Raw genomic sequence first — 12,379 nt, 5'->3', positions numbered from 1 at the left:
TCAGATGGGAAGCGATGGACTCCTTCCAAGCTTACGCAGAGGCCGGGTTAGACACGCTATAGTTTCCCACTATGGACTTAGCTACCATTGCCTTCGCTTTCAGCCTTGTGCTGCTGTCGGGCTTGTCGACGTCCATCGGAGGCGCCCTGGCCGTCGGAAAGCGGGAGCCAGGCCCGAAGTTCATGGCCACTGCTTTGGGGCTGTCTGCGGGCGTAATGCTCTACGTCTCCTTCATGGAAATCCTGCCGGAGGCCCTGAAGAAGCTAGAAAGCACCCTCGGGGACGAAGCTCGCGCCACTTGGACGATGATGGCGGCATTCTTCGCGGGTATTGCGATCATTGCCATCATTGACCGCCTTGTGCCCGAGGAGATTAACCCGCACGAGCCGGCCACCACCGAGGAGGACGCGCGGCGCAAACGGCTGATGAAGACCGGCATCTTTACCGCCTTCGCGCTGGCCATCCACAACTTCCCGGAAGGCTTTGCCACGTTTCTCTCGGGCCTGGAAGCCCCGGAGATCGCTATCCCCGTTGCCGTGGCTATTGCCATTCACAACATCCCCGAGGGCATTGCGGTAGCGGTACCTTTGCGCAGTGCAACGGGCTCACGCAAGAAAGCCTTCTGGTGGCCACGCTATCTGGCTTGGCAGAGCCCCTCGGCGCTCTCATTGGCTTCGCGCTGCTGATGCCATTTATCGGGCCGATGACTTTCGGCATCTGCTTTGCCGTCATCGCCGGCATCATGGTGTTCATCTCCTTGGATGAGCTTTTGCCCACGGCGGAGGAGACCGGAGAACACCACTGTGCCATCTACGGACTGATCGCCGGGATGGCGGTCATGGCCGTCTCCCTCGCGCTGTTTATCTAAGGTCTATTTCACGCGCTCGGCGGTGGCCTTGACCGCCATGATGATGGTGACGATAACGGCGCCCAGAATAAAGCCGCACAACATCGACAAGCCGGTGTCCGCCAACCAGGCGAGGGCACCGTTGTTGATGCTCTCGGTCACGTGGTGGATAAAGCCATAAGGCTGTTCGGCGCCGAATTCGCTCAGACCCTTGACCACAATGTGGCCGCCGACCCACAGCATGGCGGCGGTGCCGATGATGCCGATGATATTGAGCACAATCGGCATGCCCTTCACCAAGGCGGTGCCCAGGGCGGAGTCACCATCGTGGCGCTTGAGCAGGGCGACGCCGATGTCATCCATCTTGACTAGCAGCCCGACGGCGCCATAGACGCCCAATGTGAGGAGGACACCAACGGTGACCAAGGCGCCGAGGCGCAGCCAGAAGGGCTGATCAATGACCTCGTTGAGGGAGATCACCATGATCTCGGCGGAGAGGATGAGGTCGGTGGTGATAGCGGATTTCACCAGGGAGTCTTCGGCGTCGGGCCCTCTTTCTTCGGCAGGCTTATCGTCTTTTTCCCCGCGGTGGAAAACAGAGTGGAAAATCTTCTCTGCGCCCTCGAAGCACAGGTAAGCACCACCGCACATGAGGATAGGGGTGAGCGCCCACGGCGCGATCCACGACAGGATGAGCGCAATCGGCAGGATGATGACGAGCTTGTTGATGAGCGAGCCCTTGGTGATGCGCCAAATCATGGGCAGCTCACGCTGCGGCTTGACGCCCTGGACATATTGGGGCGTGACAGCGGCGTCGTCGACAACGACCCCGGCGGCTTTCACCGAAGTCTTTCCGGCCAATGCTGCCACGTCGTCGACGCTGGAGGCAGCGGAGCGGGCGATCAGGGCGACGTCGTCAAGCAGGGCAAAGAGACCACCGGCCATGGCTCACATCCTTTTAAGGTGGGGGAGAAGTACTCACCCTAGGTTACTCGGCGGGAACGAGCTCCACATTTTCTGCCCAAGTAAGGTCCATTCCCAGCGTGCGCAACCAATTCATGGCGTCATCGCCGTAGCGCGTGATGCCTTCGACGGCGGTCAGGGTCCGCTCCATGGCGCGCTCGGCCTCCTCGGCACTGATGAGGCCGTTGGAGGTGGCGGCGGCTAGCTCGTCAATATCGAGTACATCGACTGGCTCGCCAGAGGTGGAGACCAAGTCGACGTAGAGATCGCGGGTGGTCCACACGTCCCCGTCAATATCGATATCGGCAACGTCGATGTAGAAGTCCTGGTGCACATCGACGCCCTCGCGGAAGTGGAAGATGTTGGCGCGCAAGCCAAGGTCCGGCAGCAGCCAAGACTCGAGGTAGCCGAAGCGCGGGTGATTAGCGCCGCGGGCCATGTAGAGGCCAAAGTCGGTGACCCGGTAGGTGTCTACCTCGCGCTCGAAACCTTTCGGGTCGACGTTGATGTTGTCGGTGGTATTAAAGGTTTCTTGCTTGACTGGGTGCAGGTCTGTGCTCATTAGTTCACCTCGAGGTAAGCCGCGGTAGGTGGGAAGGAACACGAGGATTCAGCAGTGTTGACTGCGCCGGAAAGGACCGCCACGACGGTACCCTTGCCAGTCGTGGCACGGCCCGAGACCGTGGTTGGCCCATCGGTGTTGATGCCATTGTTGAACAGGGGAGTGGTGCCAAACTGGAAGGTGTTCAGGTTGAACCACTGAACGCGCATGGCGCCCTGCTCTTCAGCGGCGGTCGGGGTGCCCAGCGCGGTGAAGAGGAAGACGGCTTCGCCTTCACCGGCACCTGGGGCCGGCATCTCGGTCGGGCCAGGCACAGCGATGGCGGAGCCCACGGAATCGCCCTGCCCGCCGATGCACTGCGCGGAGACCGTGGGCCAGTAGAACTGGCGGAAGCCGGGGTTATTTCCCTCCGGCATGGCAACGCCGCCTTCGCCGCCTTCACCGGCGGTGAAATTAAGGGCGGTGAGGATGGCGCTGCGGGCCTCCTGCGGGATCCATGGCTGTGCCGCGAAAGCACGAACGCGCTCCTGCGTCTCCGGGGTGGGGCGGCCGAGGCTGTCCAACGGGTTGCTGCTCTGTGGGATATTCACGAGCGAGGAGAGGTCGGGGGCGCCGGCGTTTGCGGGCGTGATGCTGAGTAGGCCCATCATCACGGCAGCAGTGAGTCCGGCGACGCCACGACGGGCGGAGCGGGAAGAGTGCTGTTCGGAAAAGGCCATGGAAAATCCTTGTGTGTGGGTGGGGGCGTGACGGCAGAAACTAAATCACATGCGTCACAATAGTATCTGCTGCCACAATATTCACTTTTTTGGTGTAGTCAACTCTCAATAGAGGACTACTGTGCGGTATGTCGGGTGTTGATATCAATTCGTTACATCCCGCAGCGCTCTGCGGGATCCTGCGCGATGCTGCACATCAAAGAGCTAGAGAGTATATTTAAGGGCCGTTCACATCGCTAACGCATCATGCTTTAAGGAGCACCCCACACGTGAGTAATACTGAGTTCCGTAACGTAGCCATCGTCGCGCACGTTGACCACGGTAAAACCACCCTCGTCAACGGCATGCTGGAGCAGTCCGGCGCTTTCGGCGACCATGGCGAACACTCGGATCGCGTCATGGACTCCAATGATCAGGAGCGCGAGCGCGGCATCACCATTCTGGCGAAGAACACCGCCATCCACCGCAAGGGCCTGGGCAAGGACGGCGGGGATCTCATCATCAACGTCATCGACACCCCGGGCCACGCCGACTTCGGCGGCGAGGTGGAGCGCGGTATCTCGATGGTCGACGGCGTCGTGCTGCTTGTCGACGCCTCCGAAGGCCCCCTCCCACAGACCCGCTTCGTGCTTACCAAGGCGCTGGAGGCGAAGCTGCCGGTCATCATTTGCGTGAATAAGACCGACCGCCCGGATGCCCGAATCGATGAGGTCGTTACCGAGGCCCAGGACCTGCTGCTGGAAATCGCCGCCGGCCTGGAAGATGAGGAAGCAGCAGCTGCTGCCGAGGAACTGCTGGATCTGCCGGTCCTCTACACCTCCGGCCGTGAGGGCAAGGCCTCAACCGAAAACCCGGGCAATGGCAACGTCCCGAACGCCGATGATCTGCAGGCGCTTTTCGACGTCATCTATGACGTCCTCCCTGAGCCCTCCGCCAAGGTCGACGCCCCGCTGCAGGCGCACGTGACCAACCTGGACTCCGATGACTTCCTCGGCCGTATCGCTCTGCTGCGCATCTACTCAGGCACCATCAAGAAGGGCCAGCAGGTGGCCTGGATACATTATGACGAGGAAGGGGAGATGCACACCAAGACCGTCAAGGTGGCAGAGCTCCTGCGCACCGTCGGCTTCCAGCGCCAGCCGGACACCGAGGCTATCGCCGGTGACATCGTGGCCATCTCCGGTATCTCCGACATCATGATTGGTGACACCATCGCGGACGTCGAGCACCCAGAGCCGCTGCCGCGCATCAAGGTCGACGAGCCGGCTATTTCCATGACCATCGGCGTCAACACCTCCCCGATGGCAGGCCAGGGCGGCGGCGATAAGCTCACTGCCCGCATGGTCAAGGCTCGCTTGGACCAGGAGCTCATCGGTAACGTCTCCCTCAAGGTGCTGCCGACAGAGCGCCCGGATGCTTGGGAGGTTCAGGGCCGCGGCGAGATGGCCTTGTCCGTGCTCATCGAGAACATGCGCCGTGAGGGTTTCGAGTTGACCGTCGGCAAGCCGCAGGTGGTCACCCAGGTCATCGACGGAAAGACGATGGAGCCGTACGAGATGCTCACCATCGATTCCCCCTCCGAGCACCAGGGCGCTATTACCCAGTTGCTGGCCACCCGCAAGGGCCAAATGCAGTCCATGGATGTCCGCGAGGGCGACTGGGTCCGCATGGTTTTCCGCGTCCCCGCCCGCGGCCTTATCGGCTTCCGCACTCAGTTCATGACGGAGACTCGCGGCTCTGGTATCGCCAACTCCATCTCCGATGGTCTCGATGTTTGGGCTGGCGATATCAAGGCACGCCCGACGGGCTCGCTGGTGGCCGACCGTTCCGGCCAGATCACCGCCTACGCTCTGCAGCAGTTGGCGGACCGTGGTGACTTCTTCGTGGAGCCGGGCATGGAGGCCTACGAAGGCATGGTTGTCGGCGCCAATAACCGTGATGAGGATATGGATATCAACATCACCAAGGAAAAGAAGCTTACCAACATGCGCTCCGCTACCGCGGATGCCACCGTCACCCTCGCCAAGGCTCGGACCCTGTCCCTGGAAGAGGCGCTGGAGTTCTGTGGCACCGACGAGTGCGTCGAGGTCGGCCCGAACGTCCTGCGCGTGCGCAAGGTCGAGCTGTCCTCCACCGAACGCAAGCGTGCGGCCGCCCGCGCTAAGCAGCTCAACAAGTAACCACTGGGGATGCGTGGGGCGTCGTCAAGCGCCGCCCCAGGGTGGTAAAGAAGTACTTTCCGGAATTTGAGGTTGTGTGGAGTGGACCGTTTCCTGCCTCGGCTCGGCGTTATCCTCGCAGCCGCCCTGCTGACGGCCTGCCAGGCTAACCCTGGCCCGCCGCCGGTGGTGGACGAGGATGATCGCAGCGCCACTCCAACGAATTCCAGCACCACCGCCCCGCCACCTGAGGCAGCGCCCGAAGAGGACCTTCTGCCGAAGCGCAGCACCGTGGCCATCGGGGTTGACCCGCTGCGCGGCGGCCTCAACCCGCACCTCGTGGCAAATAATTCTGAGCTGGTCAACCAGATTGCGGAGCTAGTGCTGCCCTCTGCTTTCCACGGCACCGAGATGGACACGGATGTCCTGGAATCTGCCGAGGAGATCGAAGCCCCCGAAGGCGTTGCGATGCGTGTGCGCTATACCATCGCCGCGCCATCCCAATGGTCTGATGGCACGCCGATCAGTGGTTCCGACTTTAACTATTTGTGGTCCCAGATAACTCGCACCCCGGGGGCTAAGAATGTTTCTGGCTATCGGGCGATCTCGGCTGTGCGGACCTCCGGCAATGGGCGGGTGGTGACCGTGGACTTCGACCACCGCGTCGAAGACTGGCACAAACTTTTTGCCCATCTTTTGCCCTCCCACCTTCTAGAAGACAGGGATTTCGCCTCAGTGCTGGCCGACGGGATCCCCGCCTCTGCTGGGCGCTACCTCGTGGAAAGCATGGACCGCGGGCGAGGAATCATCACGCTTAATCGCAATGACCGTTTCTGGGGAGAAGATCCCGCGAACATCGACGTCATCCAGCTGCGTGCGGTTCGCGATACCGCGCAAGCGGTGAATATGTTGCGCTCGCGGCAGATCGGTTTTGCTGATTTCACCCCGCAACAGACCACCCTGGAGAACTTGAGCCTGCTCAGCAATGTCAATACCGGTGTGGTGACACGGCAACGCCAGCTCCGCTTGGAAATGTCCGCTGCGGAGGGCGCTCTCAACGAGCAGCCCCAGCGCCGCGCATTGGCTTCGCTTCTCGATACCGACCAGATAGCCCGCTTGGCCACTGGCCGTGCCTCAGAGCTGGAGCCTGGGAACAACCCCTTTGACAGTAACGCGGAACTTGCCCCACTGCGGGAGCGGGCGGGACGCAAGCCCGTGCGCATCGGTGTGGATCCTCAAAATCCCACGGCCTTGGCGGCAGCCACCACCATTGTGGACGTGCTGCAAGCCAAGGCTATTGACGCGGAGGTCGTCACCGAACGCCTGACTACAATTACCTCGGATCTGCTTCCGGCGGGCAAGGTTGATGCCGTGGTGGCGTGGGATGAGAACGGCAGGGATGCGATAACCTTGGCCAATTACTTCGTGTGCGCAACGCCGACGCGCCCAGCGGCAACGCTGTCGGGATTCTGCCCAGAAAATTCCGCAGAGTCAGCCCTTGACATTCTTTCAGGCGAACTGGATTCCGAGGCCGCCGAAGAGCGGGTAGAGCACCTCAACAAGGAAGAAGTGCTCTTCATCCCGCTGCTCAATGAGATGCGAGTCCACGCTTTGGGCAAGGGTATTGTTGGCCCCGGACAAAGCATTAAGGACTGGGATTCCGGTCTGATTAGCGCACCGCAGTGGAGGAAAGACGATGATTAAGGATCTCGCGGGCTACCGCGTCGTGGCTGTTCACGCTCACCCGGATGATGAGGTGCTCTTTACCGGCGGCACGCTGGCGGACTTGTCCGCGCGCGGCGCGCAGGTCACCGTGATTACCGCGACGCTGGGTGAGGAAGGCGAGATCATCGGCGAGCCTTACCAAGGCCTGGCAGAAATCGATCAGCTGGGAGGTTTCCGTGCTTGGGAGCTCAAGCACGCGCTCGACGCGTTAGGGGTCGAGGGCATTCAGCTGGGCGGATTTGGGCACTTCCGTGATTCCGGGATGGAAGGCTCGCCCGCTCACGAGAATCCTCGGGCCCTGGTGAACCGTGTGGACGAGGCCGCAGAGTTATTGCGTAGCCACCTTACTGCGCTGCGACCACACGCGGTGTTGACTTATGGTCCAGACGGTGGCTACGGGCACCCCGACCATATCGCCGTACACAAGGCCGTGCATGCGGCTGCTGCGCCTGAGCAGCGGATCTGGTGGGCCGTCTTCGAGCGCACCGCGCACTATCGCGGCCTCGAGGCTGTCACACCTCCCGAGGGCTGGAGCCTGCCGGATAAGGAGTACCTTGACAACTTCACCAACACTGGCTGCGATATCACCTACGAGCTCACTGACGCGGCTCTCAGCGCCAAGCGTGCGGCGATGCTGGCCCACGCCACGCAGATCTGGCTTGCCGACGGCTCCCTCACCACCGTCAACCCGCACGCCGCCCAGGCAGGGCTCAAGGATCCCGCGGAGGTTCCCGCAGCCTATGCCTTGTCAAACTTGCTCACCATGCCTCTGCTGCGTCGAGAGTTCTACCAATTGGGGCAGGGTGAACCACAGGATTCATTGCTGGGGGAGAAATGACCGAGCGCGCCATTCGCACTGATTTCTCCCGCGGCGAGCAGGTAGGGGGCCTAGTGTGGCTCGTCTTAGGCGCACTCTGCTCGCTGACTCTCGAGGTGGTTTATCTCACTGCTCGTCTGCCGTGGCCCGGCGAGTCCGGGATGGCCTTTCCCATCACCATCCTCATTGCATTCTGGTTCAACGGAGTGTTGACTCGCACAGCCCGCCTGTGGAGTGAGAATCCCTACATCGCCGGTGTGCCCGGGCTGGCGTGGGTGGGAGGATTTCTTGCGTTCATGCTGGGAGCCGCCATCGGTGACGGTAGCCTGCTGCCCAATAATATTCTCAGCCTGCTGCTGTTCGCCGCGGGAATCGCGGGTAGCGTTTGGCCATTTTTCGCCTCGGAGTAGCATACTGTTAGTCGTAGAAAACCCGTGACACACAGGAGTTTAAACACCTTATGACTTACACCATCGCGCAGCCTTGCGTCGACGTGATGGACCGCGGCTGCGTTGAAGAGTGCCCGGTCGACTGCATCTACGAGGGCAAGCGCATGCTCTACATCCACCCGGACGAGTGCGTGGACTGCGGCGCCTGCGAGCCGGCTTGCCCGGTGGAGGCCATCTTCTACGAGGATGATGTCCCGGATGAGTGGCTGGATTACAACGACGCCAACGCCGCCTTCTTCGATGACCTCGGCTCCCCGGGCGGTGCAGCTGCACTCGGCCCGCAGGACTTTGACGTGCCGATGATCTCTGCGCTCCCGCCCCAGAACCAGGAGTAGAACATGAGCCGCACGCCGCTTGGACACACACTCCCGGATTTTCCGTGGAACTCGCTCGCCGGTGCCAAGGAGAAGGCCCAGGCGCACCCAGACGGGATCGTTGACCTATCAGTTGGCAACCCCGTTGATCCGGTCGCCCCTGGCGTGCAGTTAGCACTGTCCGCAGCGGCCGAGGCTCCCGGTTACCCACAGACCCAGGGCACCCCGGATCTGCGGGAGGCCATCGCGAAGGCGCTGCAGCGCCGCTACAACATGAATGTGGACGCGGTGCTGCCGGTCATCGGCACCAAGGAGGCCATCGCCTGGCTGCCCACTTTGCTGGGCATGCGTGGCGAGACCGTAGCTTTCCCGACGGTGGCCTATCCCACCTATGAAGTCGGTGCGCTCTTGGCCGGTGCTAAGCCCCTGCGTGCGGACGATGACTTCGAAGACGCCTCGCTGGTGTTCATCAACTCGCCGTCGAACCCGACGGGCAAGGTGTTGGGCGTCGAGAAGCTGCGTGAGATCGTCGTTTGGGCGCGCGAGAACAATGCCATCGTGGCCTCAGATGAGTGCTACATGGGCTTGGGCTGGGATGATGAGAACCCGCCGGTGTCCATCCTGGATCCGCGCGTGACCGATGGGGACAATACGGGGCTTATCGCCATGCATTCGCTGTCCAAGAGCGCGAACATGGCGTCCTACCGCGCGGGCTTCTTCGCGGGCGATGCCAAGCTCATCGCGGAGCTATTGGAGCTGCGCAAGCACGCAGGGCTCATCGTGCCGGGCCCCATTCAGGCGGCCATGGTTGCCGCGCTTGACGACGACCCCTCCGAAGCCCTCCAGCGCCAGCGCTACGCCGCGCGCCGTGTAGAACTCATGCGCGCACTGACCGGCGCGGGCTTTAGAATCGAGCACTCCGAGGCTGGGCTCTACCTGTGGGCAACCCGTGGTGAGAACTGCCGCGAGACCGTTGACTGGCTGGCCGAGCGCGGCATCCTCGTGGCGCCGGGTGATTTCTACGGCCCAGCGGGCGAGCAGTACGTACGCATCGGCCTGAACGGCACCGATGAGCGGATTGCCGCAGCCGTCGCGCGCTTGGCTGAGTAAGTGGTCTTTCGCCCGCCGGCGCGGGAGGGGATTAGCCCGCGCAAGGTGATGCTCACCGGCATCGTGCCCGCCACTCCTACCTATTGGGCAGGTGAGGCGGGCGATTCCGCGTTTTCGCCTGGTGCCCGCTTAGAACCTGGCACTGTGCTTCCCGGTCCAACGCTGGCGTGGTATCACCCTCCGGCGCCTGCCGAAGAACCTATTCCCTTTGACTATCGCGTGGTGTATGAGGATGGGGACCTGATAGTCGTCGACAAGCCGCACTTTTTGCCTACGACGTCGAATGGGCGCATCGTGCGCGAGACCCTCCAGACCCGCCTGCGCGTGGACTATGGGGAGGACTCTATTGTGCCGCTGCACCGGCTGGACCGATTGACATCGGGGTTGGTGCTGTGTTCGCGTAATTCGCGCACGCGCGCTGCGTACCAGCAGCTTTTTCAGGAGCGGGCGGTGGTGAAGCACTACCGTGCTCGGGTGGCCGCGCCCTTCTCCTTCGACGGCACGGTGCGGCTGGGCATGCGGCGGGTGCGGGGCGAGCGCCAGGTCCGCGTGGATCCTTCCGGCACGCCTACAGTGACTCGGGTGCGCGTTCGGGGAACGGTGGCCGATGTCTGGCCGCTGACCGGGCACACCCACCAGATTCGCGTGGTGCTCAATCACCTGGGCCATCCGCTCGTGGGGGATGATACCTATCCGGTGGATCGCGGGTTGTCCCTCTATGACTTTTCAACGCCGCTGCAGCTTTCCCACATTGCGATGAGCTTTAAGGACCCGCTTTCGGGCGAGAAGCGTGAGTTTAAGCTGTGAGATTGGGCGCTATTGCGGCGCGCATTTTAGTTTGCGCTGAGCGACGGACTAAACTTGTACGAAGTTTTATTCATCATAATTGAGCATTTTGTACGAAGGGCGTGTCCATGGCGGATCTGAGCTTTGCTCGCTTTGCCTCGAATCTTGGCCAGTTCATAAAGTTTGGTCTGGTCGGCGGCTCGGGCGCGTTGGTCAACATCGCGACCTCTATCGTGGCTGCGAAATGCGGTTTGGCCTGGTTTGGCGCTACGCCGCATGACGCGATGTTCAATCTCTTCGGCACACAGTTCCACGTGCGTTGGTTCATGCTCTTTTCCACGATTGCCTTCCTCGTGGCGAATACCTGGAATTACCAGCTCAACCGCATGTGGACGTTCAAGTCCGTCAACAAGGTGTCCTGGCTACGTGGCTTTTTCCCGTTCCTCATCACGGGTATCGGCGCCTACCTGGTCACGCTCGCGGTGCAGTACCTGCTGATGAATCCGACCTCGCCGCTGCAGTTGCCGCCGCATATTTTCGATGACTCGACGGGCTTCCGCACGATGTACTACTGGGCCAATGCCATTTCTATCGTGGTAGCCATGCCCATCAATTTCATCTTCAATAAGCTGTGGACCTTCCGTTCGAAGCCCAAGGCACCGGTCGTGGTCCACGAGACCGCGCCGGCTTAATATCGGCCCTTCGCCCCGCCCTTCCGCCCTGCCTGCCCTTCCGCCAACCCGCTTGCCCTTCCGCAGTGCACCTGCCCCGCGCCTGCCCTTCGCGCTCACCAGCGTTGGCCGCCGGGGACTTTTACATGCTGCGGTGAGCGGGAAGGGGGGCGTCGGCAAGCAATGCTCCCTTCGCGCTCACCGGGAACCTGGCGTGGAGGCGTGCCATCGCGCTGGTGAGCGCTTAGGGATGGAAGCTGGAGGCCCGCCCTTCGCGCTCACCGGCGTCTAAAAGAATCGCTAGTTCCCGCACACGGTGAGCGTGAAGGGAGATGGCAGCGGAACCGGTGCCAGCGGCGCAGCAGGTACTAATGTTTCGGCAGGTGGGAGGATCATAGCTGCGGGTTAGTGCGGTAGTCGCCTGATTCTCCCTTTGCGCTCACCAGCGCCTGTAAAAACGAGAACCCGCCGTCCGCGGTGAGCGCGAAGGGCGGGAAGGGGATAGGCCGCGCAGTGCGGTCTAATCGTCGAGCTCGGCGTCGAGGCGGGCTTGGTCTCGACGGTGTTGATAGCGGCGGATGAAGGGTGCGAGGATGAGGACGGTGATAGCGCCAACTGCGGCGCCGGCTAGATAAGCGGAGGGAATGTGGCCGTCAGCTGGTGCATAGGCGTTGAATGCGGTACCCGCGATCATCGCGATTATCGGTATGAAGTAAATCGCCATCGCGGACCAATTACGGCCGACAAGCGGAGCGGCAACGCGTTTGCGCAGCCACGTAGTTCCGATGGTATTTCCTAAGACAGAAGGCACGATGACGAGGAAGCTCAGCATGCTCATCTGACCGGGGAGGACCCAGGCAAGGATGGCGGCGACAACGAACTCGAGGAACTGTGCAGGCGGCGCAGAGATGGCGTAGGCCTTGTAGAAAGTCTCGCGCTCGAATTCGTCGCGGGAAGCGCGGTCGATCTCGCGGAGCGTGTAGTTGGCAATGGCGTTAATCATGTTGTTCATCTCCAAAGACTTCTTCGACGGTTTTTCCTAGTTCGCGGCAGATGTCTAGCGCTAGGTAGACAGAGGACGAGTAGTTGCCGCGTTCGATATTGGCGATAGTTTGGCGGGATACGCCGGCTCGTTCGGCGAGTTCGGCTTGGGACATCTCGAGCCAGCGCCGCCATTTGCGGACCATATTGTGATGCTCGGCCATGTGGCTTCCTTTACAGTATGTCGTGCTTGCGTGACCAAGTGTAAAGAATGCT

The 12,379-nt window shown here is 61.6% G+C and carries 13 protein-coding genes and 1 pseudogene; 9 read left to right on the top strand and 5 right to left on the bottom strand.

The features are described 5' to 3' along the window. Window positions 1-71 precede the first annotated feature (71 nt). Window positions 72-868 (top strand): annotated as a pseudogene (zupT, locus tag HMPREF2781_RS08155) (zinc transporter ZupT). 3 nt (window positions 869-871) lie between these two features. Here the strand turns inward: zupT and HMPREF2781_RS08150 are convergent. From HMPREF2781_RS08150 to HMPREF2781_RS08140, 3 genes are read right to left on the bottom strand one after another with little or no spacing between them, the layout of a single operon-like run. Then, on the bottom strand, window positions 872-1,792 hold the full coding sequence (locus HMPREF2781_RS08150) for a DUF808 domain-containing protein (RefSeq protein WP_070645294.1): 921 nt from the start codon (window positions 1,790-1,792) through the stop codon (window positions 872-874). A 43-nt stretch (window positions 1,793-1,835) separates the two neighbouring features. After that, a complete protein-coding gene (locus HMPREF2781_RS08145; RefSeq protein WP_070645292.1) occupies window positions 1,836-2,372 on the bottom strand; it encodes a ribonuclease FAU-1 family protein in 537 nt (178 codons plus the stop codon). Next, window positions 2,372-3,091, bottom strand: a complete 720-nt coding sequence (locus HMPREF2781_RS08140) for an Rv1157c family protein (protein ID WP_070645290.1) — start codon at window positions 3,089-3,091, stop codon at window positions 2,372-2,374. The genes HMPREF2781_RS08145 and HMPREF2781_RS08140 overlap by 1 nt, the downstream gene beginning before the upstream one ends. A 269-nt stretch (window positions 3,092-3,360) precedes the next feature. Between HMPREF2781_RS08140 and typA the strand changes: the two genes are divergently transcribed. From typA to HMPREF2781_RS08100, 8 genes are all read left to right on the top strand, one after another. Then, entirely contained in the window at window positions 3,361-5,271 is a 1,911-nt protein-coding gene (gene typA / locus HMPREF2781_RS08135; protein ID WP_070443198.1) for a translational GTPase TypA, read from the top strand. Window positions 5,272-5,352: 81 nt separating this feature from the next. Further along, window positions 5,353-6,954, top strand: a complete 1,602-nt coding sequence (locus HMPREF2781_RS08130) for an ABC transporter family substrate-binding protein (RefSeq protein WP_070645288.1) — start codon at window positions 5,353-5,355, stop codon at window positions 6,952-6,954. Further along, entirely contained in the window at window positions 6,950-7,813 is an 864-nt protein-coding gene (locus tag HMPREF2781_RS08125) for a PIG-L family deacetylase (RefSeq protein ID WP_070645322.1), read from the top strand. The genes HMPREF2781_RS08130 and HMPREF2781_RS08125 overlap by 5 nt, the downstream gene beginning before the upstream one ends. Continuing rightward, window positions 7,810-8,202 carry a hypothetical protein gene (locus HMPREF2781_RS08120; protein WP_070645286.1) on the top strand — a complete coding sequence of 131 codons (393 nt, stop codon included), beginning with the start codon at window positions 7,810-7,812 and terminating at the stop codon, window positions 8,200-8,202. The genes HMPREF2781_RS08125 and HMPREF2781_RS08120 overlap by 4 nt, the downstream gene beginning before the upstream one ends. Window positions 8,203-8,252: 50 nt before the next feature. Next, a complete protein-coding gene (gene fdxA / locus HMPREF2781_RS08115; RefSeq protein WP_070443193.1) occupies window positions 8,253-8,576 on the top strand; it encodes a ferredoxin in 324 nt (107 codons plus the stop codon). Between the two features lie 3 nt (window positions 8,577-8,579). Continuing rightward, window positions 8,580-9,665, top strand: a complete 1,086-nt coding sequence (gene dapC / locus HMPREF2781_RS08110; RefSeq protein ID WP_070645284.1) for a succinyldiaminopimelate transaminase — start codon at window positions 8,580-8,582, stop codon at window positions 9,663-9,665. Continuing rightward, window positions 9,666-10,472, top strand: coding sequence for a pseudouridine synthase (locus HMPREF2781_RS08105; protein ID WP_070645282.1), 807 nt, complete (start codon window positions 9,666-9,668; stop codon window positions 10,470-10,472). Between the two features lie 107 nt (window positions 10,473-10,579). Next, on the top strand, window positions 10,580-11,143 hold the full coding sequence (locus HMPREF2781_RS08100) for a GtrA family protein (RefSeq protein WP_070443187.1): 564 nt from the start codon (window positions 10,580-10,582) through the stop codon (window positions 11,141-11,143). A gap of 499 nt (window positions 11,144-11,642) precedes the next feature. On the opposite strand, the gene HMPREF2781_RS08095 is transcribed toward HMPREF2781_RS08100, so the two are convergent. Together HMPREF2781_RS08095 and HMPREF2781_RS12640 are read right to left on the bottom strand one after the other, a co-directional pair. Next, window positions 11,643-12,125: a hypothetical protein gene (locus tag HMPREF2781_RS08095; RefSeq protein WP_070645320.1), complete on the bottom strand. Its 483-nt coding sequence runs from the start codon at window positions 12,123-12,125 to the stop codon at window positions 11,643-11,645. Continuing rightward, on the bottom strand, window positions 12,118-12,327 hold the full coding sequence (locus HMPREF2781_RS12640; protein ID WP_070645280.1) for a helix-turn-helix transcriptional regulator: 210 nt from the start codon (window positions 12,325-12,327) through the stop codon (window positions 12,118-12,120). Before HMPREF2781_RS12640 ends, HMPREF2781_RS08095 begins: the two co-directional genes overlap by 8 nt. Between the last annotated feature and the right edge of the window lie 52 nt (window positions 12,328-12,379).

Source organism: Corynebacterium sp. HMSC062A03, assembly GCF_001811145.1.
Classification (GTDB): Bacteria; Actinomycetota; Actinomycetes; order Mycobacteriales; family Mycobacteriaceae; genus Corynebacterium; species Corynebacterium aurimucosum.
The sequence above is the reverse complement of the archived record's forward strand: the minus strand, read 5'-3'. Positions and strand labels throughout refer to the sequence as shown.

What these genes read in the sequence shown, in the direction of transcription:
- fdxA (WP_070443193.1), top strand. Translation starts at nt 8,253, where the DNA reads ATGACTTACACCATCGCGCAGCCTTGCGTCGACGTGATGGACCGCGGC.
- HMPREF2781_RS08140 (WP_070645290.1), bottom strand. Translation starts at nt 3,091, where the DNA reads ATGGCCTTTTCCGAACAGCACTCTTCCCGCTCCGCCCGTCGTGGCGTC.
- HMPREF2781_RS08120 (WP_070645286.1), top strand. Translation starts at nt 7,810, where the DNA reads ATGACCGAGCGCGCCATTCGCACTGATTTCTCCCGCGGCGAGCAGGTA.
- HMPREF2781_RS12640 (WP_070645280.1), bottom strand. Translation starts at nt 12,327, where the DNA reads ATGGCCGAGCATCACAATATGGTCCGCAAATGGCGGCGCTGGCTCGAG.
- dapC (WP_070645284.1), top strand. Translation starts at nt 8,580, where the DNA reads ATGAGCCGCACGCCGCTTGGACACACACTCCCGGATTTTCCGTGGAAC.
- HMPREF2781_RS08100 (WP_070443187.1), top strand. Translation starts at nt 10,580, where the DNA reads ATGGCGGATCTGAGCTTTGCTCGCTTTGCCTCGAATCTTGGCCAGTTC.
- HMPREF2781_RS08095 (WP_070645320.1), bottom strand. Translation starts at nt 12,125, where the DNA reads ATGATTAACGCCATTGCCAACTACACGCTCCGCGAGATCGACCGCGCT.
- HMPREF2781_RS08150 (WP_070645294.1), bottom strand. Translation starts at nt 1,792, where the DNA reads ATGGCCGGTGGTCTCTTTGCCCTGCTTGACGACGTCGCCCTGATCGCC.
- HMPREF2781_RS08145 (WP_070645292.1), bottom strand. Translation starts at nt 2,372, where the DNA reads ATGAGCACAGACCTGCACCCAGTCAAGCAAGAAACCTTTAATACCACC.